Genomic DNA, 22,791 nt, shown 5'->3' with positions numbered 1-22,791 from the left:
CCGCGGTCATTGTGGCGCCATGACCGCTTCGCCCCTGATCCTGCACCCTGACAGCCCCGATGAAACCGCCCGTTTGGCGGTGGTTCTCGGTGCCGCTTTGACAGCGGGGGATTGCCTGTTGCTGTCGGGCGAGATCGGCAGCGGCAAGACCCATTTCGCCCGTCACCTGATCCAGTCCCTGCTACCCGTCGCCGAGGATATCCCCTCGCCCACCTTCACGTTGGTACAGGTCTATGACAGCACCCGGGGCGAGATCTGGCACAGCGATCTCTACCGACTGACCGGGCTGGACGAGATCGAGGAACTGGGCCTGTCCGAGGCCTTCTCGGACGCGATCACATTGGTCGAATGGCCTGACCGGCTGGGCCCTCTGACACCGGATCATGCCCTGCATCTGCATTTCGAAACCGACCCTCAGGACGAGTTGAAACGCCGCCTGACCCTGTCTTGGACCGATCCAAAATGGACCACGCGCATCGAGGCGTTGAAATGAGTGACCGAAGCGCGCTTACCACCGCTTTCCTGGCCGAAACCGACTGGGCCGGCGCCTCGCGAACGCCGCTGGCAGGCGATGCCTCGGCTCGCCGCTATGAGCGGTTGAGCAACCCGGAAACCGGCCAGACCGCCGTGCTGATGGACGCTCCGCCCGCGCAGGGCGAAACGGTACACCGCTTTGTCGAAATGGCGCGGCATCTGCGCGCCCAGGGCCTGAGCGCGCCCGAGATCCTGGCCGAGGATCCATCGCAGGGCTTTTTACTGATCGAAGACCTGGGCGACGACCTCTTTACCCGCGTCATCGCCCGCGACTCGTCACAAGAAGTGCCGCTTTACGAGGCTGCGACCGATCTATTGGTGGCGCTGCGCGACATGCCGCTGATGGCCGGTCTCGACAGCTATGGCCCGGCGCCGCTGGCCGAAAAGACCGATATCGCCTTTGATCACTATGTGAGCGGGATCACAGGCGCTGACACCACCGAGATGCGGGATCGGTTCATAGACCGGTTCGGAGGCGTCCTGCACCGGACGATCCAGGGACCCAAAGTAATGATCCTGCGGGACTATCACGCCGAGAATCTGCTCTGGCTGCCGGATCGCGCCGGGATGGCCCGGGTCGGGCTGCTCGATTTCCAGGACGCGGTCGTGGGCCACCCTGCCTATGATCTGGTCAGCCTGTTGCAGGACATCCGCCGAGATGTGCCGGCCCGGATCGAAATGCGCATGATCGACCGGTTCATAGCCGAGACCGGTGCGGACGACCACGAATTCCGCACCGCCTATGCCGTGCTGGGCGTACAGCGGAATCTGCGCATTCTGGGCGTCTTTGCCCGGCTGTCGCGCGAGATGGGCAAGACCCGGTATCTGGCGCTGATGGCCGCGGTCTGGCGCCATGTGATGCGCGATCTGGAGCATCCGGCCATGGCGGGTATCGCAGACTTGCTGCGCGAAACGCTGCCGCCTCCCTCACCCGAAAACCTGGCCCGACTGCACCCGAGATGACACAGACCGACCTGCCCGTAATGCTGTTCGCCGCCGGGTTCGGCACCCGCATGGGCGACCTGACCCGCACCCGCCCGAAACCCCTGATCGAGGTGGCGGGCCGCCCTCTGGTCGATCACACGCTGGACCTGGCTCGCGCAGTTTCCCCACCCCGGATCGTGGCCAACCTGCACTACCTCGCCCCAATGCTGGCGGCGCATCTGGCGCCACGGGGGGTGCTCTTGTCCGAGGAGCAGCCCGATATCCTGGATACCGGCGGGGGGTTACGGCAAGCCTTGCCGATGCTTGGGGCCGAAACGGTGTTTACAAGCAATACCGATGCGATCTGGTCGGGGCCGAATCCCTTTGCCCTGTTGGCCGAGGCTTGGGATCCGGTACATATGGATGCGCTTTTGATGTGCGTGCCGTTGGAACAGGCCATCGGACATTCAGGGACTGGCGATTTCAGCCTTGATGCGCAGGGGCGGATCGAACGCGGGCCGGGGCTGGTCTATGGCGGGGTACAGATCGTCAAGACGGGCGGGTTGCATGGCTTTGACGTGCCTGCCTTTTCGCTGAACCTTCTCTGGAACAGGATCGGGGCGGCCGGGCGGCTTTTTGCGCTGGAATACCCCGGGCGCTGGTGCGATGTCGGCCATCCCGGCGGGATCGCTCTGGCCGAGGAGATGCTGCGCGATGTTTGACCCCTGCCCGCACCCCCGTGTCTTTGCCCTGCCGTCCGGGGTCGATTTCCCGCGCGCGCTGGTGCAGGGGCTGCACCAACGTGTTGCCGGGCAGCCGCCGCATGTGCTGGCGGGGGTGCAGCTGGTGGTCAACACCCACCGGATGGAGCGGCGCATCCGCGCGTTGTTCGATGCCGGGCCGGCGGCTCTGTTGCCGCGGGTGTCGCTGGTCACCGACCTGACGGCGCTGGGCGCGGTCACCCATCTCCCACCCGCAGTTCCACCATTGCGGCGGCGGCTGGAACTGGTGCAGCTGATCACGCGCCTATTGGATCAGCAGCCCGATCTGGCAGCGCGGGCATCGATTTTCGACCTTTCCGATAGCCTGGCCGCTCTGATCGACGAGATGCAGGGCGAAGGGGTCACACCTGCTGCCATTCGGGCGCTGGATGTCAGCGACCAATCCGGTCATTGGGCGCGTGCGCAGCAATTCATCGCCATAGCCGAGCGCTATTTGCGCAGCGGTGACGACGAACTGGACGTGCAGGCCCGGCAACGCCGCGTGGTCGAGGCGCTGATCGCGGAATGGGCGCAGCACCCTCCTGAACATCCGGTGATCCTGGCCGGTTCCACCGGGTCGCGCGGGACCACAATGCTCTTGATGGAGGCGGTTGCCCGCCTGCCGCAGGGCGCGGTGGTACTGCCCGGCTTTGACTTCGACCAGCCGGGGCGGGTCTGGGACGGGCTCGAGGACGCGCTGACCGCCGAGGACCATCCCCAGTTCCGCTTTGCCCGGCTGATGGCGCGGCTGGGCCTGACGCCGGATCAGATCTCACCCTGGTCGGATGACGTGGCCCCCTGCACCAGCCGCAACCGGCTGGTGTCGCTGGCACTTCGCCCCGCACCGGTGACCGACGCCTGGATGAGCGAGGGGCCGCAGCTGAAAGGTATCGATACCGCCACCCGCGACATCACCCTGATCGAGGCAGCCAGTCCGCGGGACGAGGCGCTGGCCATCGCCCTGCGCCTGCGTCAAGCGGCAGAGGATGGGCAAAGCGCGGCGCTGATCACCCCCGACCGGATGCTGACACGGCAGGTCAGCGCCGCGCTTGATCGCTGGAACATCCTGCCCGATGACAGCGCCGGCCTGCCACTGCACTTGTCACCACCGGGCCGGTTCCTGCGCCATGTCGCGGGGCTGTTCTCGTCCCGGCTGGATGGCGAGGCGCTGCTGACGCTGCTGAAACACCCGTTGTGTCACACCGGAAAGGGCCGCAACGAACACCTGCTCCACACCCGCGATCTGGAACTGGATCTGCGCCGCAACGGCCCGCCCTTTCCCGGTGCCGAAGACCTGACGGGTTTCGCCACCCGCCGCGAGGTGTCCGACGGCTGGACCAACTGGGTCGCCCGCTGTTTCTGCGACCAGCATGTCACCGGCGCCCTGCCGCTGTCCGATTGGGTCGACCGCCTGCGCCAGCTGGCCGAGGCGCTGTCGGCGGGCGCCGAGGGCGGCAGCGGCAACCTTTGGGAACAGAAGGCCGGGCAAGAGGCGTTGGCCATCGTCACCGCTCTGGCCGACGAGGCCCCGCATGGCGGCGAGATGGACGCCCGCGATTTCGCCGACCTTCTGGGCGGGCTGTTGTCCACGGGCGAGGTGCGCGACCGCGACGCGCCCTATCCCGGCATCATGATCTGGGGCACGCTCGAGGCGCGAGTGATGGGGGCTGACCTGCTGATCCTGGGCGGGCTGAACGAAGGCAGCTGGCCCGAATCCCCTGCCCCCGACCCCTGGCTGAACCGGCGCATGCGCCACGATGCGGGCCTGTTGCTGCCGGAACGTCGCATCGGCCTGTCGGCGCATGATTTCCAACAGGCCATCGGCGCGCCCGAAGTCTGGCTGACCCGCGCCAAACGCTCGGACGATGCCGAAACCGTGCCCTCGCGCTGGCTGAACCGGCTGACCAACCTGTTGCAGGGCCTGCCCGATCAGGGCGGTGCAGTGGCGCTGTCCGAGATGCGGGCGCGCGGCCGTCGCTGGCTGTCCATGGCCGAGGCGCTGGAGGAGGCGCCGCGCAGTGCCCCGGCCCCGCGCCCCTCGCCCCGGCCGCCGCTGGCCGCGCGGCCCCGGCAATTGTCGGTGACCGAGATCAAGAAGCTGATCCGCGATCCTTACGCGATCTACGCCCGGCATGTGCTGCGACTCAAACCGCTGGACCCGCTGGTGCAGGCACCCGACGCGCTGTTGAGGGGGATCGTGATCCACGAGGTCCTGGAGAGTTTCGTGCGCGACAGCGTGCTGGACATGGCCCTGCTCAACCGCGACACCTTCCTGAAACGCGCGGGCGCGATGCTGGAGGAACTGGTTGCCTGGCCCACGGCGCGGGCGCTGTGGCTGGCGCGGCTCGACCGGGTGGCCGATGCCTTTTTGCTGTCCGAAGAGGCCCGGCGCGCCGACGCAGGCCCGATCGCCTTCGAGGCGCAGATGCGCAAACAGCTCGACGGGCTGGATTTCACCCTGACCGGGCGGGCCGACCGGATCGACCGGACCGAACGCGGCTCGCTCTGTCTTTACGACTACAAGACTGGGGCACCGCCCAGCGAAAAGCAGCAGGCGAAATTCGACCGGCAACTGTTGATCGAGGCTGCGCTGGCCGAAGAGGGCGGGTTCGAGGGGATCGACCCGGCCCCGGTGGCGCGCGCGGTCTTTATCGGCATGGGTGGCAGCTACAAAGAGGTGCCGGCCCCGCTCGACGCCGAGCCCCCGGTCAAAGTCTGGGCCGAGCTGCACCAGCTGATCGGCGCCTATTTCGAGCCAGATCAAGGTTTTACCTCGCGCCGGATGCTGCACAAGGACAGCGATGCAGGCGATTACGATCATCTGGCGCGGTTCGGAGAATGGGATCGCAGCGCCACGCCCGAACCCGAGGATCTGACATGAGCGCCCGCAACGCAGCGACCGAACGTCAGGTACAGGCCGCGCGGCCGGACGCCTCGACCTGGCTGGCGGCAAATGCCGGGTCGGGCAAGACCAAGGTGCTGACCGACCGGGTGGCGCGGCTGTTGCTCAGCGATGTGCAGCCTCAGCACATCCTGTGCCTGACCTATACCAAGGCGGCAGCCAGCGAGATGCAGAACCGCCTGTTCAAGCGTTTGGGCGAATGGGCGATGCTGGCGGATGCGCCGCTCAGGGCGCAATTGTCGGATCTTGGGGTGCCGGGGGCGATCGACAATGCACGGCTGGCCCATGCCCGCACCCTGTTCGCCCGCGCCATCGAAACACCCGGCGGGCTCAAGATCCAGACCATCCACTCGTTCTGTGCCACGCTCTTGCGCCGGTTCCCGCTGGAAGCGGGGGTCAGCCCGCAATTCTCGGAAATGGAGGACCGCGCCGCCGCCCTGCTGCGCGAAGAGATCGTCGAAGACATGGCCGCTGGCCCGCAGGCTGCGCTGATCTCGAATTTGGCCCGCCACATCACCGATACCGATTTCGCCAGCCTGACCGCCGCCATCTGCCAAAGGCGCGCGGCCTTTGCGCAACCGCTGGACTGGGCCGGGCTGCTGACCCTGTTCGACCTGCCCGAGGAGTTCGATACCCAGGGGCTGCTGACCTCGGTCTTTCTGGGTGGCGAGGTCGCGCTGATCCGCTCCCTCCTGCCTGCGCTGATGGGCAGCGGTGCCAATGACCAGAAAGCCGCCGCCCGGCTTGCCGCCTTTACCCGGCCGACGCTCGACGGGCTGATCGTGCTGGAACAGGTGCTGCTGACCGGTGCCAGCGCGAAATCGCCGTTCTCGGCCAAGATCGACGGCTTTCCCACCAAGGGTCTGCGCCAAGGCGTGCTGGCTGGACAGATGCCCCAGCTCGAAGCGCTGATGCTGCGGGTCGAGGCTGCGCGCGACCAGCGCCTTGCGCTGGCTGCCGCTGAGAAATCTCTGGCGCTGCACCGGTTCGCGGCCGCGTTTCTGCCGGAATATTCCCGGCGCAAACAGTTGCGCGGCTGGCTCGACTTTGACGACCTGATCCTGAAGGCGCGGCAATTGCTGACCGATCCGGGCGTCGCGGCCTGGGTGCTTTACCGGCTCGACGGTGGCATCGATCATATCCTGGTGGACGAAGCACAGGACACCAGCCCCGAACAATGGGACGTGATCGAGAAGCTGGCGCAGGAATTCACCAGCGGCGAAGGCGCGCGTTCGGGTGTCGAGCGCACCATTTTTGTCGTCGGCGACAAGAAACAGTCGATCTATTCCTTTCAGGGCGCCGACCCGGACGCGTTTGACCGGATGCAGGCCGAATTCGGGCGCAAGCTGCGCGATTCAGGCTCTAACCTGGAAGATCTGACGCTGGAATTCTCGTTCCGCTCGTCCAGCGCGATCCTTGGGCTGGTCGATCTGGTGTTCCGGAACCGAGCGCAGGCGGGGTTTCACAAAGAGTCCTTGCACCGGGCCTTCAAATCCGACCTGCCGGGGCGGGTCGACCTTTGGCCGCTGATCGACAAGGTCGAGGAAGAGGAAGACGGCGACTGGACCGACCCGGTGGACCGGCCCGGCGCGCGCCATCACACGGTGATCCTGGCCGAGCAGGTGGCCGGGCAGATCCGCGATATGATCGACCGGGGCGAAACCATCCCGATTGATGGCGAAACACCTGGCACATTCGCGCGGCGACGGGTGCGGCCCGGCGATTTCCTGATCCTGGTTCAGCGCCGATCCGATCTGTTTGCCGAGATCATCCGCGCCTGCAAGGCGGCGGGCCTGCCCATTGCGGGGGCCGACCGGCTCAAGGTCGGGGCCGAACTGGCGGTCAAGGATCTTGCCGCCCTGCTCAACTTTCTGGCCACGCCCGAGGATGATCTGTCGCTGGCCACGGTGCTGAAATCGCCTCTGTTCGGGTGGAGCGAACAGCAGTTGTTTGACCTGGCGCATCGCCGGAGCGACCGCTACCTGTGGGCGGCGCTGCGCGCCCGGCGCGCGGAGTTTCCCGAAACACTGGCCGTGCTCGACGACCTGCGCGGGCAGACCGATTTCCTGCGCCCCTATGACCTGATCGAGCGGATCCTGACCCGGCATGACGGGCGGCGCAAGCTGTTGGGCCGATTGGGCGCCGAGGCAGAGGACGGGATCAACGCCCTGCTCAGCCAGGCACTGGCCTATGAACGCTCGGACATTCCCAGCCTGACCGGATTCCTTGTCTGGATGCAGACCGACGATCTGGAGATCAAGCGCCAGATGACCGGGGTGGGCGACATGATCCGGGTGATGACGGTACATGGCTCCAAGGGGTTGGAGGCGCCCATCGTGATCCTGCCCGACACTGCCCAACGCCGCGCGCCACGCGATGCCGAGATCATGTTGGCCGAGGGCACACCACTATGGCGGGTGCCGCGTGACAGCTCTCCGGCGCTGCTCTCGACCGCGCGCGAGGCAGCGCAGACGCGCGAGATGAACGAACGGCTACGGCTCTTGTATGTGGCGCTGACGCGTGCGGAAAAGTGGTTGATCGTGGCGGCGGCGGGCGATCTGGGCAGCGATGGCAACAGCTGGTATCAGGCGGTTTCGGATGCGATGGCCGAAGCCGGGGCGACCGGAGTCGCGGGCGATATCCTGAGGCTGGAACATGGCGACTGGACCGGGCCACCACTGGTCGAGGAAAGCACCACGCCCGAGACGACAGTGGCTCTGCCCGATTGGGCGGCCCGCCCGGCGCCCGATCCCGTATCCGCAGTCAAAACCATTGCGCCCTCGGATCTGGGTGGCGCCAAAGCCCTGCCGGGAGAAGCCGGTCTGGACGAAGAAGCCGCCAAAGCGCGCGGCAGCTGGCTGCACCTGTTGCTGGAGCATCTGCCCGGAACCGAACCGGCGGCTTGGACCGATCACGCGTTGCGCCTGTTGCCAGACCTTGATGCCCCCTTGCGTGACGAACTGCTGGCCGAGGCACGCGGCGTGCTCAGCTCCACGGCGCTGGCTGACATCTTTGCCCCCGGCACCCTGGCCGAGGTGGCGATCTCGGCACCGCTGGGGGCAAGGCGCTTGCACGGAGGGATCGACCGGTTGCTGATCGGTGAGAACGAGATCGGCGTCGTCGATTTCAAGAGCAACGCGGTGGTGCCAGACCGGCCCGAAGCCTGCCCCGAGGGGCTGTTGCGGCAGATGGGCGCCTATGCACATGCGCTGGAACAGGTCTATCCCGGGCGCACCATCCGCACCGGCATCCTCTGGACTCGCACCGCACAGATCATGTGGTTGCCTCACGATCTTGTGGCCGCTGCCCTGGGTCGCATCCAGATATCTTGACCTCCCCCCGTCGGGAACCTACCTTTCCGGCCCAAGCGCATCCCTTTTTGGAGACAGACCATGTCCACCGTAGCCGTCACCGACGCAACCTTCGACGCCGAAGTCAAGAACTCGGACATCCCCGTAGTGGTCGATTTCTGGGCCGAATGGTGCGGCCCGTGCAAACAGATCGGCCCCGCCCTGGAAGAACTGGCAACCGAATATGCCGGCAAGGTGAAGATTGCCAAGGTCGATGTGGACAGCAACCCCAACGCCGCCGCTGCCATGGGCGTGCGCGGCATTCCGGCGCTGTTCATCTTCAAGGACGGTCAGGTCGTGTCGAACCGCGCCGGCGCGGCCCCCAAGGCCGCCCTGCAAAACTGGATCGACAGCTCGATCTGAGGCCGGTTTCACGCTATGAACCAAGAGGCGCCCCGCATCGGGCGCCTCTTTTTCGTTCCGATTACGGGCGATGGCAGGAGCGGCAGAATGGCTAAGACGCGCGTATTGGTGGAATTCGGCATGGGCACGTCGCTCAGGCGCGAGGACTATACCGAGGCGGCGCTGCGCGCACTAAAGGACGCGCTGTGGCACAACTCGGTCAACATGGCCGAGTTGTTCGGCTTTCCGAAAGAGGCGATGATCGTCGATGCCGAGATTGGCGTACAGCGGCCCGAGGCGGTGGATACAGCCGTGCTGGCTGCGGTGTTTCCCTATGGCCAGCCCAATATCACGGTCCGGCAAGGCGGGTTGGACATCGACAAGCCGCAGGGCGGCGGGCGCACGGTCATCGCCAATGCGGCGGTGGTCGTTTCCTTTGACATGGAGGCGGCGGGATGAGCGATCATCGGATGATCCTTGAGATGGGCACCGGCAATGACCTCTATGGTCAGGATTATACCAAGGCGGCGCGGCGGGCGGTGCAGGACGCGCTGCACCATTCCTCGATCACGCTGTTTTCGAAGCTGCGGATCGATCATGGACAGATGCGGGTGCAGGTAACCATCGGCGTACAGCAGCCCGACGAGGTCGATTGCGAGGCCGTCGCCGCCGAGCTGCCGCGCGGGGTTGCCACGGTGCGCACTGTGCTGGGTGGGCTGGATGTGGCGGACCCGGATGCCGGAACCCGCCACGTTGTCGCGACTGCGGCGATCGAAGCTTACCTGCCTTCCCTTGCGGGCAAATATCAGCTGACAACGGACGATCCGGCCTGAGCACTTCCAGCCTGACGCGAACAGGAGGGACGGCGCAAAGGGGCTTGACCGAATCCTTTATTTCGATAAAACGCGAAATATGGAAATAACGATTCCCCTCCGCCTGTCCACCCTTGGGCACCCGCAGCGGCTGGCCGTGTTCCGGCTGCTGATGCGCCGCTATCCGGGCAGCGTCGCCGCCGGTGAAATCGGCGCCGCGCTGGATGTGAAACCCAGCACATTATCGTCATATCTTTCTGCTTTGGTGCAGGTGGGGCTGGTGACCCAGACCCGCGAGGGCACCTCGCTGCTTTACCAGGTGGATATGGACGGCATGCGCGAGACGATGAATGCGCTGTTCCTCGATTGCTGCCGGGGCCGCCCTGAATTGTGCCTGCCCAACGCTCTCTCTGCTGTTGCGACGAGTTCAGCCATGACCCACCCGAAATACAATGTCCTGTTCATCTGCACCGGCAATTCCGCCCGCTCGATCTTTGCCGAGACCCTGTTGCGAACCGAAGGCGGTGACCGGTTCAACGTCTATTCTGCAGGGACCAAGCCTTATTCCGAGCTGAACCCGCACGCGGTCGAGGTGCTGCGCGCCAAGGGTCATGACGTGACCGGATTGCGCGCCAAGAACATTGCCGAGTTCACCACCCCCGAGGCACCAAAGTTCGATTTTGTCTTTACCGTCTGCGACCGCGCCGCAAACGAGGAGTGCCCGGCCTGGCAGGGGCAACCGATCTCGGCCCATTGGGGCCTGCCGGACCCTGTTCGCGCCGAAGGCAACGACGCACAGAAAAACCTCGCCTTTCAACAGGTCTATGGCACGCTGAAGAACCGCATTCAGGCCTTTGCCAACCTGCCTTTCGACCAGCTTGACCGGATTTCCCTGCAACGCGCGGTCGATGATCTGGGCCGCGAGGCCTGACCCCACCAGATTTTTTTCACAAAGGAATTCTCATGACTGTTTATGCCCTGAATGGACTTGGCCGCATGGGCAAGCTGGCCCTGAAACCGCTGCTGGAGCGCGGCGCGCAAATCGTATGGATCAACGATGCGGTGGGCGGCCCCGAGATGTTCGCGCATCTGTTGGAATTCGACACGGTGCATGGGCGCTGGCAGGCCGAATTCGGCTGGGATGACCAGTCGATCACCATCGACGGCACCCGCATTCCGGTCCACACCAGCCGCCGGATCGAGGATCTGCCGCTGGATGGGGTGGATGTGGTGATCGACTGTACCGGCGTCTTCAAGACCGAGGCGAAACTGGCCCCCTATTTCGACGCTGGCGTCAAAAAGGTGGTGGTCTCGGCCCCGGTCAAGGATGGTGACGCGGCAAACATCGTCTATGGCGTGAACCACGATATCTACGAGCCCGCGCGCCACCGGATCATTACCGCCGCCAGCTGTACCACCAACTGCCTGGCGCCGGTGGTCAAGGTCCTGCACGAGGGGATCGGGATCAAGCACGGCTCGATCACCACGATCCACGATGTCACCAATACCCAGACCATCGTCGACCGCCCCGCCAAGGACTTGCGCCGGGCGCGCTCGGCGCTGAATTCGCTGATCCCCACCACGACCGGCAGCGCCACCGCGATCACGCTGATCTATCCCGAGCTCAAGGGCAAGCTGAACGGCCATGCGGTGCGGGTGCCGCTGCTGAATGCCTCGATCACCGATTGCGTCTTCGAAGTTGCTCGTGAGACCAGCGCCGAAGAGGTCAACGCGCTGTTCAAGGCCGCGGCCGAAGGGCCGCTGAGCGGTATCCTGGGATATGAAGAGCGGCCACTGGTCTCGGCCGATTATACAAACGATCCGCGCTCTTCGATCGTGGATGCGCCCTCGACCATGGTGGTGAACGGCACCCAGGTCAAAATCTATGCCTGGTATGATAACGAGATGGGCTATGCCCACCGGTTGGTGGATGTGGCCTGCATGGTGGGTGACAGCCTGTGACGCGGGCCCCGTCCGAGCGCGGCGGGCTGTCGGCCTATATCGCCGTCACCGCCGCCTATTGGGCCTTTATGCTGACCGATGGCGCGCTGCGCATGCTGGTGCTGCTCCATTTCCACATGATGGGATTCAGCCCGGTGCAACTGGCCTATCTGTTTGTGCTCTACGAGGTCGCGGGCATGGTCACCAACCTGTCGGCGGGCTGGATCGCGGCCCGGTTCGGGCTGGCGGCGACGCTCTATGCCGGGCTGGCACTTCAGGTGGGCGCGCTGGTCGCCTTGTCGCAACTGGATCCGGGCTGGCAGATCGCCACATCGGTGGTCTTTGTCATGATCGTGCAAGGCCTGTCCGGCGTGGCAAAGGACCTGGCCAAGATGTCGTCGAAATCGGCGGTCAAGCTGCTGGCGCCGAAAGAAGGCGATGGTCTGTTTCGCTGGGTCGCCCTGCTGACCGGGTCAAAGAACGCGGTCAAGGGGATCGGCTTTCTGCTCGGCGCTGTCCTGCTGGCGCTGGCTGGCTTCTCAGCGGCGACGCTGGGTATGGCCGCCATCCTGGCCGTAATCCTGCTGGCAGTGCTGGTCGCCATGCCCGCAGGCCTGCCCAAGGGCCGCAAGGGTGCGAAATTCTCCGAGGTCTTCTCGAAATCCACCAATATCAACTGGCTCTCGGTGGCGCGGGTGTTCCTGTTCGGCGCCCGCGACGTGTGGTTCGTGGTCGGCATCCCGGTCTATTTCTACGCGGTCCTTTCCGACGGCAGCGCAGCGGGCAACCGCGCCGCGTTTTTCATGATCGGTGGGTTCATGGCGGGGTGGATCGTGTTCTACGGCGCGATCCAAGCCTCGGCGCCGCGCCTATTGCGCGCCGCATCGCGGGGCGAGGATGATCTTATCGCCGCCGCCCGCCATTGGGCGGCCTGGCTGGCCACTGTTCCCGCTGTTCTGACGGGGGCGACACTGATGGCCAGTGGGCCGGAACCCTGGCTGACGGTGGTTCTGGTATCGGGCCTGCTGGTGTTTGGTGCGCTTTTCGCCGTCAACTCCTCGCTGCATTCCTATCTGATCCTCGCCTTTTCCAAGGACGAACGGGTCACCATGGATGTGGGGTTCTACTACATGGCGAATGCGGCGGGGCGGCTATTGGGGACGCTTCTGTCGGGGCTGACCTATCAATTGGGCGGAGTACCCGCTTGCTTGGGAACTGCTGCGGTGATGGTCGCGCTCAGCGCGCTGGCCGCCGGACAGTTGCATGCTGCAACTTCCAACAGGGCGGCCCCCTGAAATAGAAAAAGCCGCCCGAAACACGAGCGGCCATTCTAACGTCGATCCGTGGGGAGTGGATCAGATCTTGGCGATGTCGGCACGGCTCAGGCCGATGTCGTCCAGCTGGGCGTCGGTCAGAACCGACAGCGCCTTGCGGGTGCGGCGCGAGTCGTTCCAGGATGCCACGGCCTCTTTCGCCGAGTAGAAGAAATCCACCACGCGGAGAACGGTGACTGCTCCGAGCGGCGCTGTGGTGCTGATGGTATATGCCATTTGCGCGTTCCTTTGAATGAAACAGCCGACCCTGCGTCGGTTGTGAGGCTCATCTAGGGGATGGGTCCGAGTCTTACAAATGCCCGCTCGACAGCCCCGAAATGCAATCCGTGCATAACTTCTAGGCAGAATGCATAACTTGCCCTTGCGCCCCCGACGGCCCATATACGGGCGCAACACAGGATGGAGGCATTCATGGCAGACGATCAATTTCCGGGCTGGCACGGCACCACGATCATCGGCGTCAAGAAAGGCGGCGAAGTGGTGATCGCGGGCGACGGTCAGGTCAGTCTGGGCCAGACCGTGATCAAGGGCACCGCTCGCAAGGTGCGGCGCCTGTCTCCCGGAGGCTATCACGTGGTCGCGGGGTTTGCCGGATCGACGGCGGATGCCTTTACCCTGCTCGAACGGCTGGAGGCCAAGCTGGAGGCGACCCCCGGGCAACTGGCCCGCGCCTCGGTCGAGTTGGCCAAGGACTGGCGCACCGACAAGTACCTGCAAAAGCTCGAAGCGATGCTGATCGTCAGTGACGGGCAGGACATGTTCGTGATCACCGGCGCGGGGGACGTGCTGGAGCCTGAACACGACGTGGCCGCCATCGGCTCGGGCGGGAATTTCGCACTGGCCGCCGCGCGGGCGATGATGGACAGCGACAAGAGCGCAGAACAGGTGGCCCGCGCCGCCATGGCGATTGCCGCCGATATCTGCGTCTATACCAATGGCAACCTGACGGTTGAGACAATTTCGAAATAGATGAGGCCGCGCCTTAGGCGCGGCCTCGCGGGCGGAGAGAGTGAGTGGTGGCGCCCGTTGTTACAGGGTTGAAATGGTGTGTGCCCAATTGCGCGGAAAGATGCTTTCACAAATCTCTGATCCACCGTGCGCGGCCCGTGTGCTGACGCCGCGACACGGGACCCGCTTGTGTTTTCAGTCCCCATGCTTAGGTTCCCGCCTGACACAACGAGATTGAGAGCACATGACAGACCTGACCCCGCGCGAGATCGTCTCGGAGCTTGACCGTTTCATCATCGGCCAGAAGGACGCCAAGCGCGCCGTCGCCGTGGCGCTGCGCAACCGCTGGCGGCGCAAGCAATTGGCCGACGATCTGCGCGACGAGGTGTACCCGAAGAACATCCTGATGATCGGCCCCACTGGCGTGGGCAAGACCGAGATCAGCCGACGCCTAGCGAAACTGGCGCGTGCGCCCTTCATCAAGGTCGAGGCGACCAAGTTCACCGAGGTTGGCTATGTCGGGCGCGATGTGGAACAGATCATCCGCGATCTGGCCGATGCGGCCATCGTGCAGACCCGCGAGTATATGCGGGACGAAGTGCGCGCCCGCGCCCACAAGGCGGCCGAGGATCGGGTGATCGCCGCCATCGCCGGCGAGGATGCGCGCGAGGGCACGCGCGAGGTGTTCCGCAAGAAGCTGAAGGCGGGCGAGTTGGACGATACCGTGATCGAGCTGGATGTCGCCGACGGTTCGAACCCGATGTCGATGTTCGAGATCCCGGGCCAGCCCGGAGGCAACATGGGCATGATGAATCTGGGTGACCTGTTCGGCAAGGCCTTTGCCGGGCGCACCACCCGCAAGAAACTGCGCGTGGCCGACAGTTATGATATCCTGATCGGGGAAGAGGCCGACAAGCTGCTGGATGACGAGCTGGTCAACAAGACCGCGCTGGAAGCGGTCGAGCAGAACGGCATCGTGTTCCTGGACGAGATCGACAAGGTTTGCGCCCGCTCGGACGCGCGCGGGGCCGATGTCAGCCGCGAGGGCGTGCAGCGCGACCTGCTGCCGCTGATCGAAGGCACCACTGTGAGCACCAAATACGGGCCGATCAAGACCGACCATATTCTGTTCATCGCCAGCGGCGCCTTTCACATTGCCAAACCCAGCGACCTGCTGCCCGAATTGCAGGGGCGGCTGCCGATCCGGGTGGAGCTGCGCGCGCTGACCGAAGAGGATTTCGTGCGCATCCTGACCGAGACCGACAATGCCCTGACCCGGCAATATACCGCGCTGATGGGCACCGAAAGCGTAACGGTCACCTTTACGCCGGACGGCATCGAAGCGCTGGCCCGGATCGCCGCCGAGGTGAACCAAAGCGTCGAGAATATCGGCGCGCGGCGCCTTTATACGGTGATGGAACGGGTGTTCGAGGAACTCTCCTTTACCGCGCCCGACCGTTCGGGCGAGACGGTGAAAGTGGATGCGGCGTTTGTCGACACCAACCTTGGTGAGCTGACACGCTCGACCGACCTGAGTCGATACGTTCTGTAACGACCGGGGTTTACCCAGCAAGAGGAACTGAGATGCGGATTCGGGTTGCGATCATCTTGTGTATCGCGCTGCTCACTGGCTGTGCCGACCGCAGTTACACGCCGATCACGCCGGATGCGTTGAAGGTTGGCAGCCCCGCCACCGTGTTTGCCGCAACCACCCGGGTGCAGCAGGTCGATGGCTCCTTTGGTCCTGACCGGAGCGAAAGCCTGAGCCTGTTGGAGCTGACTGTCTCGATCCCGCCCGACCGTCGTCCCGGTCGGCTCGATTTCGGCTATGGGCAGGCCAACCCGGAAAAGCAGTTCATCCTTGCGGGCCAGACCCTGTTCGCCCGTGCCGATGCGTTTCACGACCGGCTACGGCAAGACCTGTCCCAGCAACCGGTCGGCAATCGCGAGTTGACCCTTTTTGTGCACGGGTTCAATTCCACGCAGACCGAAACCGCCTATCGCGCGGCACAACTCGCGCATGACATCGACATGTCCGGGTCGCTGATGGTCTATTCCTGGCCCAGCAAGGGCCATGCCCTGGGCTATGCCTATGATGCCGACAGCACGGTGTTTGCCCGCGATGGTCTGGAAATCTTATTGCGCAGTCTGGGAAATGAGCGGATCGACCGGATCTCAGTCGTTGCGCATTCCATGGGGTCTTTCCTGTTGATGGAAGCGCTGCGCCAGATCGAGATCGCCAGCCCGGGCTGGTCGGCGCAACATCTGGACGGAATTATTCTGATCTCGCCCGATCTGGACCTCGACGTGTTCCGCAGCCAGATGCGCCGGATCAAGACCGTGCCACAACCATTCGTGGTTATGGCCTCGGAAAAGGACAATGTGCTGAACCTCTCGCGCCGGCTGCGCGGCAAGCAAAGCAGCGAGCGGCTGGGTCAAATCAGTTCGGCCGCGTTGATCGCCGATTTGCCGGTGTCGGTGATCGATACCAGCACGTTTTCGGACGAGGCTGAATCGGGCCATTTCGTCGCCGCTACCTCTCCTACTCTGCTGGCAATGATCGCCGAGGCGCGGAACATGACAGATCTGTTTGAGGCAGGAAATGTGCCGCTGGAGCGCGCATTTCCCGGTATCGTCACCTATGCGCGTGACAACCTCGACGTCGTAATGGAAAACAACGACCGCTAGCCGCGGTTGCGCCTGAGATAAACGTAATAGGCACCTTCGCCGCCGTGGCTGATATGGGCGGGCGTCACCTGAAGCACCGCCTGCGCCAATGGAGGTAGCGACAGCCATTGAGGCACCTGATGACGCAACACCCCACGCGGGGTGGGGATGGGTCCGGGTTCGTCGCGATACTTGCCCTTTCCGGTCACCACCAGTACCAGCCGCTTGCCCTGGGCCTGGGCAGTCAGGATAAAGCGGGTCAGGGCGGGGTGAGCGGTATCTACGCGCATGCCATGCAGGTCCAGCTTACCCTCGGGTTTCAGCTTGCCCCGGCGCATCCGGGTATAAGCCTTGGGATCCATCTGCACCGGCGCCCGCGACAACCGGTCTGTGACCGAGGGTGTCAGCACATGTCGTGCGGATTTGACGCGCGCGGCTTGACCTAGCTCGAAAGGTTCCAGCGACATCGGCAGCGGTTTGGTCGGTTTCGGCTTGGGCAGCGTCTGCGGGTGAACCCCGTCGGCACGTTCCGGGTGCAGCCGGTCGGCCTGCCGGACGACCTTGCGCCAGAGGTCGATTTCATCCCGTGTCAGCTTTCTCCGGGTCATCAGTACCCGTCCGGCAACAGGGCATAGGCGCGCTGGATCGGTAGCAGAACCACCATGCGGCCCGGATCACGCAACGTACCTGCCGCCTGTCCCGCTGCATCGCCTGTGCCAAAAAAGATATCGGCCCGCTGCGCCCCCTTGATGGCCGATCCGGTATCCTGCGCGATCATCAGTCGCCGCATCAGGCCGGCGCCGTTCTTTTCGACCCAGACCGGTGCACCAAGCGGCGTATAGGCTGGATCGACCGCGATCGAGCGCAGCGGCGTCACCGACCGGTTCATCGCCCCGACTGGTCCCAGATCCGAGGGCAGGTGCTTCAACTCGCGAAAGAAAACATAAGACGGGTTGTGATAGAGCAACTCTTCGCCAGCCTCGGGATTGCGCCGAACCCAGTTCTTGATCACCTGGGCGCTGACCTGATGGGCGGAATAGATGCCGCGCCGCACCAGCTCGACCCCGATCGACCGATAGGGGTGCCCGTTGGCGCCACCATATCCCAGCCGCAAGGTTTGCCCATCCGGCAGGCGGATGCGGCCTGACCCCTGGATTTGCAGAAAAAACAGCTCGACCGGATCATCGACCCAGGCAATCTCGAGTCCGCGATTGTTCATCACGCCGCTGGTCAGGATCTGGCGCCGGTCCAGCCATGGATTGCTGGCGCGCGCCTCGGGCGGCATCTTGTAAACCGGATACCGATAGCGGGACGAAGGGAACCGGGCGCCCTCAAGTTCAGGTTCGAAATACCCGGTGAACAACGCATCCTCGCCATCCTCGATCAGGACGGGGCGAAACAGCAGCTCGAAAAACCCACGCGCGGTCTCGGGCGTTGCCTCGCGCGCCATGGCGCACAGGCTGCGCCAATCCGGATCATTGAACTGGTCGCAGGTGTTCAAGAATGTCGACAGCGCGGCCGCGTGGTCGTCTTCCACCCAACCGTCCAGTTGGTCAAAGGACAATACGGTATGCGTTATCTCTGCCGCTCCGGCCGAGGCGGTCATCATGGCACCTGCCAGAACAGCCGACCGGAGCGCGCCAATCATGCGTCCGTGGCGACAAGCAGCCAGTTCGGATCATCGGTGCCCATGACGCGGGCAAAGGTCCAGACGTCCTTTTGCCGTTTGACCGTCGTGGGGCTACCTTCGACCACATCGCCGCCGCGATCGCGGACAACCGAGGTCAGTTCGCCCACGAAACGCATGGTGATTTCGGCCCGGTTGCCATCCTTGTCGAAATGAACGTCCTGAATTGCGGTTTCCCGCACACCGACGAATTCCGCCTCGATCGTAAGACCCTGATCCTCGCGCGCTGCAACGACGCCGACAAAGGTTTCAAAGACGTCTTCGGCCAGAAACGGCTCGATCTCGTCCAGATTGCCGCGCTCGAACCCCATTACGATCATCTCGTAGGCGCCGCGCGCTCCCTGTACGAATTCACTGACCGAAAAGGCCGGTTCGATCCGTTTCATCGCTGCCAACGCCTGGGCTTGCGGGCTGTCCTCGGGCACATGGTCGGTGATGTCGCGATCGGGGCCGCCTTCGATCACTTCGAAATCGCGCCGCGCGCGGTTTTCCGGCTGCTTCGGCACCGGCGGCTTTTCGAACCCTTCACGGGTTCCAAGCACGCTTTTCAGGCGCAGAATCAGGAAAATGGCAATGCCGGCCAGCACAAGAAGCTGGATCAGGGGAGAGTTCATTATGTCCTCGGTCTCGGGCCAGAAACTTTGTAACCTGGTCTTAGAACCACTATGTAGGCAACGGCTGGGGGCAAGTCCACCATTGACCATAGGCGAAAGGACGCGTTGCATGTATCTGTTTCTGGCCTTCCTGCTGGTTCCGATCATCGAGATCGCCCTGTTCATTCAGGTTGGCGGGTTCATCGGGCTGTGGCCGACCCTTGCCATCGTGGTGCTGACCGCGGTGCTGGGAACATGGCTGGTCCGGACACAAGGCCGCATGGCGCTGGGTCAATTGAACCGTGCCTTCAACCAGTTGGACGACCCGACAGAACCGCTGGCCCATGGGGCGATGATCCTGTTTTCCGGTGCTTTGCTGCTGACACCGGGCTTTTTCACCGATGCGCTTGGATTTGCCTTGCTGGTGCCGGGCGTGCGAGTTGCCGTCTATCGCTATCTTCGCGCCCGCGTTCAGGTTTCCAGCTTTCAGATGGGTCCGGGGCCAGGCATGCGCCAACCGCATCATGACACTGGCGACGTGATCGACGGCGAATGGGAAGAGGTGCGCCCGCATCGCGAAAGAGGTGCCGGGCCGTCTGGCTGGGTCGAGGGGCCCGACCGCCATTGAGCCGACCGCGCCAAGCTGATAAGCAGTGGCGAATTTGCTAATCCGGAGGATTTCATGGCCGAGACCGACGCCGCCGCTGCCCAGCAGCCGCCCCAGATCCAGATGCGTGTATTGGGTCAGTTCATTCGTGACATGTCGTTTGAAAACGTCATGGCACAGCGCGGCGCTTCGGGCGACGTGCAGCCCGATGTCAATGTCCAGGTCAATCTGGATGCGAAAAAGCGCAGCACCGAAAACCAGTACGAGGTTGCGATCAAGCTGAACATCACGTCCAAGGCCAAAGGCATGGACGATGTGCTGTTCGTGTTCGAGATCGACTATTGTGGCATCTTCCATGTCGAGGGTGTGCCGAACGAGCAATTGCACCCGTTCCTGCTGATCGAGTGCCCGCGGATGCTGTTCCCGTTCCTGCGCCGTATCGTCAGCGACATCACCCGCGACGGTGGCTATCCGCCGCTGAACCTCGACAATATTGACTTCATGGCGCTGTACCGCTCCGAACTGGCCCGCCAGCAGGCAGCCGCGCAGGCCGAACAAAAGGCCGACGCCTGATCCGGAACGCGCGCCTGACCCCGGTCAGGCGCGTTTCCAAACAGCGTTTTCCCCCAGTTTCTCGACAAACTCGGCATGCGCCGCGCGCTCTGCCTCGGTGATCCGGGCGGGCAGGGGGGTTGGCCTTGGCATCGGGCGCCAGGCAGTCTCTGCACCGGTGCCACCGCTGCTTGCCACAGTCGACAGTCCGAAATCGGGCTGCTTGCCGCCAATCAGCTCCAGATAGACCTCGGCCAGAATCTCGGCATCCAGCAAGGCGCCGTGCAACACCCGGTTCGAGTTGTCGATACCGAACCGGCGGCACAGCGCGTCCAGCGTGGCGGGAGACCCCGGAAATTTGCGCCGCGCCATGCCCAGCGTGTCGATGGCCCGGTCAAACGGAATTTCAGGCAGACCCATCCAGCGCAGTTCGGCATTCAGGAACTTCATGTCAAAGGACGCGTTGTGGATGATCAGATGGGAATCCGCCACGAAATCGCGAAACGCCTGACCAACCTTGGCAAAGACCGGCTTGTCCCGCAGGGTCACCTGACCCGGTTCGGGCTGTTGCGGCGGCTCCAGGATGTCGGGTCCGATCCCGTGCACGCCAAAGGCCTCGGCGGGCATCATGCGTTCGGGGTTGATATACTGGTGATAGGTGTTGCCGGTGGCGATGTGGTTCCACAGCTCGACTGCACCAATCTCGACAATACGATCACCAGTTTCAGGGTCGAATCCGGTGGTTTCAGTGTCGAGTACGATCTCACGCATGGTTCATCCCCGCCCGTATCTGCCTGACGATATCCTGCACCTGGGCGCGGGCATGGTCCAGTGTGTCGGTCACGATCACGAAATCGGATCGCGCACATTTTTCTTTGTTCGGCATCTGCTTGGCCCGGATCTGTTCGAACTGCGCCTCGGTCATGGTGCCGCGCGCCATGACACGGGCCCTTTGTTCCTCGGGCGGGATCGAGACACAGGCAACCGCGTCCATCGCAGCCTCACCCCCGGTTTCGAACAGAAGCGGAATGTCAAAAACAAGGATATCCGCCGTCGCGCTGTCGCGAAACCGGGCGCGGTCCTCGGCCACCAGTGGATGCACAATTGCCTCGATCCGTTTCAGAGCCTGCGGATCCTCGGCAATGATGCGTTTCAGCGCCGGGCGGCTGACCTGATCGTCAACCACCGCATCCGGAAAGGCCGCCCGCATTGGCGCAACTGCCGCGCCGCCGCTTGAATAGAGCCTGTGCACCGCCGCATCCGCGTCCCACAGCGCACAACCTTCGTCCACGAACATCTGCGCCGTGGTGGATTTGCCCATGCCGATGGAGCCGGTCAACCCAAGTCGAAATGTCATCTGAGCGCAGCCGCGCGCGTGGCCGCATCGACAACCGGTCGTTCGCCGAACCAGCGCTCGAATCCCGGCACCGCCTGATGCAACAGCATGCCCAAGCCATCGACCGTGGTGCATCCCATCTCTTCAGCCTCGGCCAGAAGACGGGTCTTGAGCGGCGCATAGACCAGATCGGTCACCACCGCATCCGCGCGCAGCCCATCCAGCGGCACCCGCAGCTCAGGCTTTCCGATCATTCCAAGAGACGTTGTATTCACCACCAGGCGTGCGTCCTCGACCACGTTGCCGGCCTGAACCCAGTCCGCCACTGTGACCCGCTGGCCGAAATCATCCTTGAGCTTGTCGGCCCGCACCCGCGTGCGGTTGGTGACGATCACCTCTGGCACACCTGCTTCGGCCAGGGCCGAGATCACCGCCCGTGCTGCGCCACCTGCGCCGAACACCACCGCCGGCCCCGATTTCGGGTCCCAGTCAGGCGCCCCGGCACGCAGGTTCTCCATGAAACCATAGCCATCGGTGTTGTCGGCAAGGATCCGCCCGTCTTCGCGAAAGATCAGCGTATTGACCGCGCCGATCAGCGTGGCGCGGTCGGTGATCTGATCGGCTACCGCCATCACCGCCTCTTTATGCGGAATGGTGATGTTGACACCCACGAACCCGGCCTTGGGCAGGGTACGCACCACCTGCGCCAGGTCCTGTGGCGCGACATCCATCGGGATATAGTGGCCGTTGATGCCATAGGTCTTAAGCCAGTGGCCATGTAACCGGGGGGATTTCGAATGCGAAATCGGGTGGCCGATCACGCCAGCCAGCGGAATCCGGGTCTCGGTCATGTGTCAATCACTCCGCGCAATGCCAGAAAATTGAGCAGTTCCAACAGGGGCATACCCAAAACGTTAAAATGATCTCCGTCAATGGCCGAGAACAGACGCACGCCCTCTTCCTCGAGCTTGTAACCGCCGACCGCGTGGCGAATGCTGTCCCAATTGCGGGTGACATAGCCTGTCAGATAGCTGTCGGACAATGCCCGCATCCGCAGACGGACCTGCCCGACATGGCGCCAGACGGGTTGCCCGTTTTCATAGATCACTGCTGCTGACAAGAGCATGTGCCGCTGACCGCTCATCTGTTTCAGCTCGGCCAGTGCGGTCTCGGGGCTGTCAGGCTTGGACAACAGCCTGCCCTGAAAGTCGAGCACCTGATCGCATCCCAACACCATGGCGCCGGGATGTTTGTCGCTGATCTTGCGTGCCTTCATCTCGGCCAGCGCATCAGCGATATCGCGCGGCGGAGCGCCCTCGGCCAGCAAGGCTGCCTTTACCGTTTCTTCATCGACGCGCGGTACATCCTTGGTAAAAGGGACGGCCGCGTTTTCCAGCAGCTGGGCCCGGATGGCGGAACCGGATGCCAGGATGAGGGGGACAGTCATGTGGAAAACCCCGTGGGAAATCTGGTGATTGCTCAAGTATGGGTTTTCATGCTT

At 63.8% G+C, this 22,791-nt stretch carries 24 protein-coding genes; 16 read left to right on the top strand and 8 right to left on the bottom strand.

Annotation, left to right across the window (positions count from 1 at the left end):
• The first annotated feature begins 19 nt into the window (after nt 1–19).
• From tsaE to arsJ, 11 genes are all read left to right on the top strand, one after another.
• Nucleotides 20–493 (top strand): tRNA (adenosine(37)-N6)-threonylcarbamoyltransferase complex ATPase subunit type 1 TsaE, encoded by a 474-nt coding sequence (gene tsaE, locus AC2FNY_RS10170; protein WP_234145368.1) that lies wholly within the window; start codon nt 20–22, stop codon nt 491–493.
• The gene (locus tag AC2FNY_RS10165; RefSeq protein WP_496802367.1) at nt 490–1,497 is read left to right on the top strand and encodes an aminoglycoside phosphotransferase family protein; all 1,008 of its coding nucleotides are present in this window, start codon (nt 490–492) and stop codon (nt 1,495–1,497) included. Before tsaE ends, AC2FNY_RS10165 begins: the two co-directional genes overlap by 4 nt.
• The gene (locus tag AC2FNY_RS10160; RefSeq protein ID WP_496802366.1) at nt 1,494–2,180 is read left to right on the top strand and encodes a nucleotidyltransferase family protein; all 687 of its coding nucleotides are present in this window, start codon (nt 1,494–1,496) and stop codon (nt 2,178–2,180) included. Before AC2FNY_RS10165 ends, AC2FNY_RS10160 begins: the two co-directional genes overlap by 4 nt.
• Nucleotides 2,173–5,100 (top strand): double-strand break repair protein AddB, encoded by a 2,928-nt coding sequence (gene addB / locus AC2FNY_RS10155; RefSeq protein ID WP_496802365.1) that lies wholly within the window; start codon nt 2,173–2,175, stop codon nt 5,098–5,100. The genes AC2FNY_RS10160 and addB overlap by 8 nt, the downstream gene beginning before the upstream one ends.
• The gene (gene addA, locus AC2FNY_RS10150; RefSeq protein ID WP_496802364.1) at nt 5,097–8,453 is read left to right on the top strand and encodes a double-strand break repair helicase AddA; all 3,357 of its coding nucleotides are present in this window, start codon (nt 5,097–5,099) and stop codon (nt 8,451–8,453) included. Before addB ends, addA begins: the two co-directional genes overlap by 4 nt.
• 60 nt (nt 8,454–8,513) lie before the next feature.
• Entirely contained in the window at nt 8,514–8,834 is a 321-nt protein-coding gene (gene trxA / locus AC2FNY_RS10145; RefSeq protein ID WP_011049545.1) for a thioredoxin, read from the top strand.
• An 87-nt stretch (nt 8,835–8,921) separates the two neighbouring features.
• Nucleotides 8,922–9,272, top strand: a complete 351-nt coding sequence (locus tag AC2FNY_RS10140) for a Lin0512 family protein (protein ID WP_496802363.1) — start codon at nt 8,922–8,924, stop codon at nt 9,270–9,272.
• Entirely contained in the window at nt 9,269–9,646 is a 378-nt protein-coding gene (locus AC2FNY_RS10135) for a Lin0512 family protein (protein ID WP_496802362.1), read from the top strand. The genes AC2FNY_RS10140 and AC2FNY_RS10135 overlap by 4 nt, the downstream gene beginning before the upstream one ends.
• A gap of 79 nt (nt 9,647–9,725) precedes the next feature.
• Nucleotides 9,726–10,556, top strand: a complete 831-nt coding sequence (locus AC2FNY_RS10130) for an arsenate reductase/protein-tyrosine-phosphatase family protein (protein ID WP_234165150.1) — start codon at nt 9,726–9,728, stop codon at nt 10,554–10,556.
• Between the two features lie 32 nt (nt 10,557–10,588).
• Entirely contained in the window at nt 10,589–11,587 is a 999-nt protein-coding gene (locus AC2FNY_RS10125; RefSeq protein WP_496802361.1) for an ArsJ-associated glyceraldehyde-3-phosphate dehydrogenase, read from the top strand.
• Entirely contained in the window at nt 11,584–12,861 is a 1,278-nt protein-coding gene (gene arsJ / locus AC2FNY_RS10120; protein WP_496802360.1) for an organoarsenical effux MFS transporter ArsJ, read from the top strand. Before AC2FNY_RS10125 ends, arsJ begins: the two co-directional genes overlap by 4 nt.
• A 60-nt stretch (nt 12,862–12,921) precedes the next feature.
• Here arsJ and AC2FNY_RS10115 read toward each other — a convergent pair whose 3' ends face one another.
• Nucleotides 12,922–13,116: a DUF1127 domain-containing protein gene (locus tag AC2FNY_RS10115; RefSeq protein ID WP_496802359.1), complete on the bottom strand. Its 195-nt coding sequence runs from the start codon at nt 13,114–13,116 to the stop codon at nt 12,922–12,924.
• Between the two features lie 195 nt (nt 13,117–13,311).
• Here AC2FNY_RS10115 and hslV point away from each other — a divergent pair, with 195 nt between their 5' ends.
• From hslV to AC2FNY_RS10100, 3 genes are all read left to right on the top strand, one after another.
• Complete coding sequence (gene hslV / locus AC2FNY_RS10110) at nt 13,312–13,869, top strand: ATP-dependent protease subunit HslV (RefSeq protein WP_234163344.1); 558 nt, start codon at nt 13,312–13,314, stop codon at nt 13,867–13,869.
• A gap of 223 nt (nt 13,870–14,092) precedes the next feature.
• Nucleotides 14,093–15,400, top strand: a complete 1,308-nt coding sequence (gene hslU, locus AC2FNY_RS10105) for an ATP-dependent protease ATPase subunit HslU (protein ID WP_496802358.1) — start codon at nt 14,093–14,095, stop codon at nt 15,398–15,400.
• Between the two features lie 32 nt (nt 15,401–15,432).
• Nucleotides 15,433–16,536, top strand: coding sequence for an alpha/beta hydrolase (locus AC2FNY_RS10100; RefSeq protein WP_234139138.1), 1,104 nt, complete (start codon nt 15,433–15,435; stop codon nt 16,534–16,536).
• Here AC2FNY_RS10100 and AC2FNY_RS10095 read toward each other — a convergent pair.
• From AC2FNY_RS10095 to AC2FNY_RS10085, 3 genes are read right to left on the bottom strand one after another with little or no spacing between them, the layout of a single operon-like run.
• Nucleotides 16,533–17,123: a Smr/MutS family protein gene (locus tag AC2FNY_RS10095; protein ID WP_496802357.1), complete on the bottom strand. Its 591-nt coding sequence runs from the start codon at nt 17,121–17,123 to the stop codon at nt 16,533–16,535. The two genes, AC2FNY_RS10100 and AC2FNY_RS10095, sit on opposite strands and share 4 nt — an antisense overlap.
• The gene (gene mltA / locus AC2FNY_RS10090) at nt 17,123–18,163 is read right to left on the bottom strand and encodes a murein transglycosylase A (RefSeq protein WP_234182143.1); all 1,041 of its coding nucleotides are present in this window, start codon (nt 18,161–18,163) and stop codon (nt 17,123–17,125) included. The genes AC2FNY_RS10095 and mltA overlap by 1 nt, the downstream gene beginning before the upstream one ends.
• Complete coding sequence (locus AC2FNY_RS10085; RefSeq protein WP_234139141.1) at nt 18,160–18,816, bottom strand: Tim44/TimA family putative adaptor protein; 657 nt, start codon at nt 18,814–18,816, stop codon at nt 18,160–18,162. Before AC2FNY_RS10085 ends, mltA begins: the two co-directional genes overlap by 4 nt.
• Nucleotides 18,817–18,925: 109 nt before the next feature.
• Here AC2FNY_RS10085 and AC2FNY_RS10080 point away from each other — a divergent pair, with 109 nt between their 5' ends.
• Both AC2FNY_RS10080 and secB read left to right on the top strand, forming a co-directional pair.
• A complete protein-coding gene (locus AC2FNY_RS10080) occupies nt 18,926–19,423 on the top strand; it encodes an FxsA family protein (protein ID WP_496802356.1) in 498 nt (165 codons plus the stop codon).
• Between the two features lie 54 nt (nt 19,424–19,477).
• Nucleotides 19,478–19,975 (top strand): protein-export chaperone SecB, encoded by a 498-nt coding sequence (gene secB, locus AC2FNY_RS10075; protein ID WP_234139143.1) that lies wholly within the window; start codon nt 19,478–19,480, stop codon nt 19,973–19,975.
• 24 nt (nt 19,976–19,999) lie between these two features.
• Here secB and dnaQ read toward each other — a convergent pair whose 3' ends face one another.
• Genes dnaQ through AC2FNY_RS10055 form a run of 4 tightly spaced genes read right to left on the bottom strand, consistent with a single transcriptional unit; the run spans nt 20,000 to nt 22,737 of the window.
• Nucleotides 20,000–20,725 (bottom strand): DNA polymerase III subunit epsilon, encoded by a 726-nt coding sequence (gene dnaQ, locus AC2FNY_RS10070; RefSeq protein WP_234145355.1) that lies wholly within the window; start codon nt 20,723–20,725, stop codon nt 20,000–20,002.
• Nucleotides 20,718–21,311: a dephospho-CoA kinase gene (coaE, locus tag AC2FNY_RS10065; RefSeq protein WP_496802355.1), complete on the bottom strand. Its 594-nt coding sequence runs from the start codon at nt 21,309–21,311 to the stop codon at nt 20,718–20,720. Before coaE ends, dnaQ begins: the two co-directional genes overlap by 8 nt.
• Nucleotides 21,308–22,141 (bottom strand): shikimate dehydrogenase, encoded by an 834-nt coding sequence (locus AC2FNY_RS10060; RefSeq protein WP_234139146.1) that lies wholly within the window; start codon nt 22,139–22,141, stop codon nt 21,308–21,310. Before AC2FNY_RS10060 ends, coaE begins: the two co-directional genes overlap by 4 nt.
• Nucleotides 22,138–22,737: a Maf family protein gene (locus AC2FNY_RS10055; RefSeq protein WP_234220893.1), complete on the bottom strand. Its 600-nt coding sequence runs from the start codon at nt 22,735–22,737 to the stop codon at nt 22,138–22,140. The genes AC2FNY_RS10060 and AC2FNY_RS10055 overlap by 4 nt, the downstream gene beginning before the upstream one ends.
• Nucleotides 22,738–22,791 lie beyond the last annotated feature (54 nt).

It is taken from the genome of Ruegeria sp. BHSC223, from assembly GCF_059613025.1.
The sequence above is the reverse complement of the archived record's forward strand: the minus strand, read 5'-3'. Positions and strand labels throughout refer to the sequence as shown.

What these genes read in the sequence shown, in the direction of transcription:
- tsaE (WP_234145368.1), top strand. Translation starts at nt 20, where the DNA reads ATGACCGCTTCGCCCCTGATCCTGCACCCTGACAGCCCCGATGAAACC.
- AC2FNY_RS10165 (WP_496802367.1), top strand. Translation starts at nt 490, where the DNA reads ATGAGTGACCGAAGCGCGCTTACCACCGCTTTCCTGGCCGAAACCGAC.
- AC2FNY_RS10160 (WP_496802366.1), top strand. Translation starts at nt 1,494, where the DNA reads ATGACACAGACCGACCTGCCCGTAATGCTGTTCGCCGCCGGGTTCGGC.
- addB (WP_496802365.1), top strand. Translation starts at nt 2,173, where the DNA reads ATGTTTGACCCCTGCCCGCACCCCCGTGTCTTTGCCCTGCCGTCCGGG.
- addA (WP_496802364.1), top strand. Translation starts at nt 5,097, where the DNA reads ATGAGCGCCCGCAACGCAGCGACCGAACGTCAGGTACAGGCCGCGCGG.
- trxA (WP_011049545.1), top strand. Translation starts at nt 8,514, where the DNA reads ATGTCCACCGTAGCCGTCACCGACGCAACCTTCGACGCCGAAGTCAAG.
- AC2FNY_RS10140 (WP_496802363.1), top strand. Translation starts at nt 8,922, where the DNA reads ATGGCTAAGACGCGCGTATTGGTGGAATTCGGCATGGGCACGTCGCTC.
- AC2FNY_RS10135 (WP_496802362.1), top strand. Translation starts at nt 9,269, where the DNA reads ATGAGCGATCATCGGATGATCCTTGAGATGGGCACCGGCAATGACCTC.
- AC2FNY_RS10130 (WP_234165150.1), top strand. Translation starts at nt 9,726, where the DNA reads ATGGAAATAACGATTCCCCTCCGCCTGTCCACCCTTGGGCACCCGCAG.
- AC2FNY_RS10125 (WP_496802361.1), top strand. Translation starts at nt 10,589, where the DNA reads ATGACTGTTTATGCCCTGAATGGACTTGGCCGCATGGGCAAGCTGGCC.
- AC2FNY_RS10115 (WP_496802359.1), bottom strand. Translation starts at nt 13,116, where the DNA reads ATGGCATATACCATCAGCACCACAGCGCCGCTCGGAGCAGTCACCGTT.
- hslV (WP_234163344.1), top strand. Translation starts at nt 13,312, where the DNA reads ATGGCAGACGATCAATTTCCGGGCTGGCACGGCACCACGATCATCGGC.
- hslU (WP_496802358.1), top strand. Translation starts at nt 14,093, where the DNA reads ATGACAGACCTGACCCCGCGCGAGATCGTCTCGGAGCTTGACCGTTTC.
- AC2FNY_RS10100 (WP_234139138.1), top strand. Translation starts at nt 15,433, where the DNA reads ATGCGGATTCGGGTTGCGATCATCTTGTGTATCGCGCTGCTCACTGGC.
- AC2FNY_RS10095 (WP_496802357.1), bottom strand. Translation starts at nt 17,123, where the DNA reads ATGACCCGGAGAAAGCTGACACGGGATGAAATCGACCTCTGGCGCAAG.
- mltA (WP_234182143.1), bottom strand. Translation starts at nt 18,163, where the DNA reads ATGATTGGCGCGCTCCGGTCGGCTGTTCTGGCAGGTGCCATGATGACC.
- AC2FNY_RS10085 (WP_234139141.1), bottom strand. Translation starts at nt 18,816, where the DNA reads ATGAACTCTCCCCTGATCCAGCTTCTTGTGCTGGCCGGCATTGCCATT.
- AC2FNY_RS10080 (WP_496802356.1), top strand. Translation starts at nt 18,926, where the DNA reads ATGTATCTGTTTCTGGCCTTCCTGCTGGTTCCGATCATCGAGATCGCC.
- secB (WP_234139143.1), top strand. Translation starts at nt 19,478, where the DNA reads ATGGCCGAGACCGACGCCGCCGCTGCCCAGCAGCCGCCCCAGATCCAG.
- dnaQ (WP_234145355.1), bottom strand. Translation starts at nt 20,725, where the DNA reads ATGCGTGAGATCGTACTCGACACTGAAACCACCGGATTCGACCCTGAA.
- coaE (WP_496802355.1), bottom strand. Translation starts at nt 21,311, where the DNA reads ATGACATTTCGACTTGGGTTGACCGGCTCCATCGGCATGGGCAAATCC.
- AC2FNY_RS10060 (WP_234139146.1), bottom strand. Translation starts at nt 22,141, where the DNA reads ATGACCGAGACCCGGATTCCGCTGGCTGGCGTGATCGGCCACCCGATT.
- AC2FNY_RS10055 (WP_234220893.1), bottom strand. Translation starts at nt 22,737, where the DNA reads ATGACTGTCCCCCTCATCCTGGCATCCGGTTCCGCCATCCGGGCCCAG.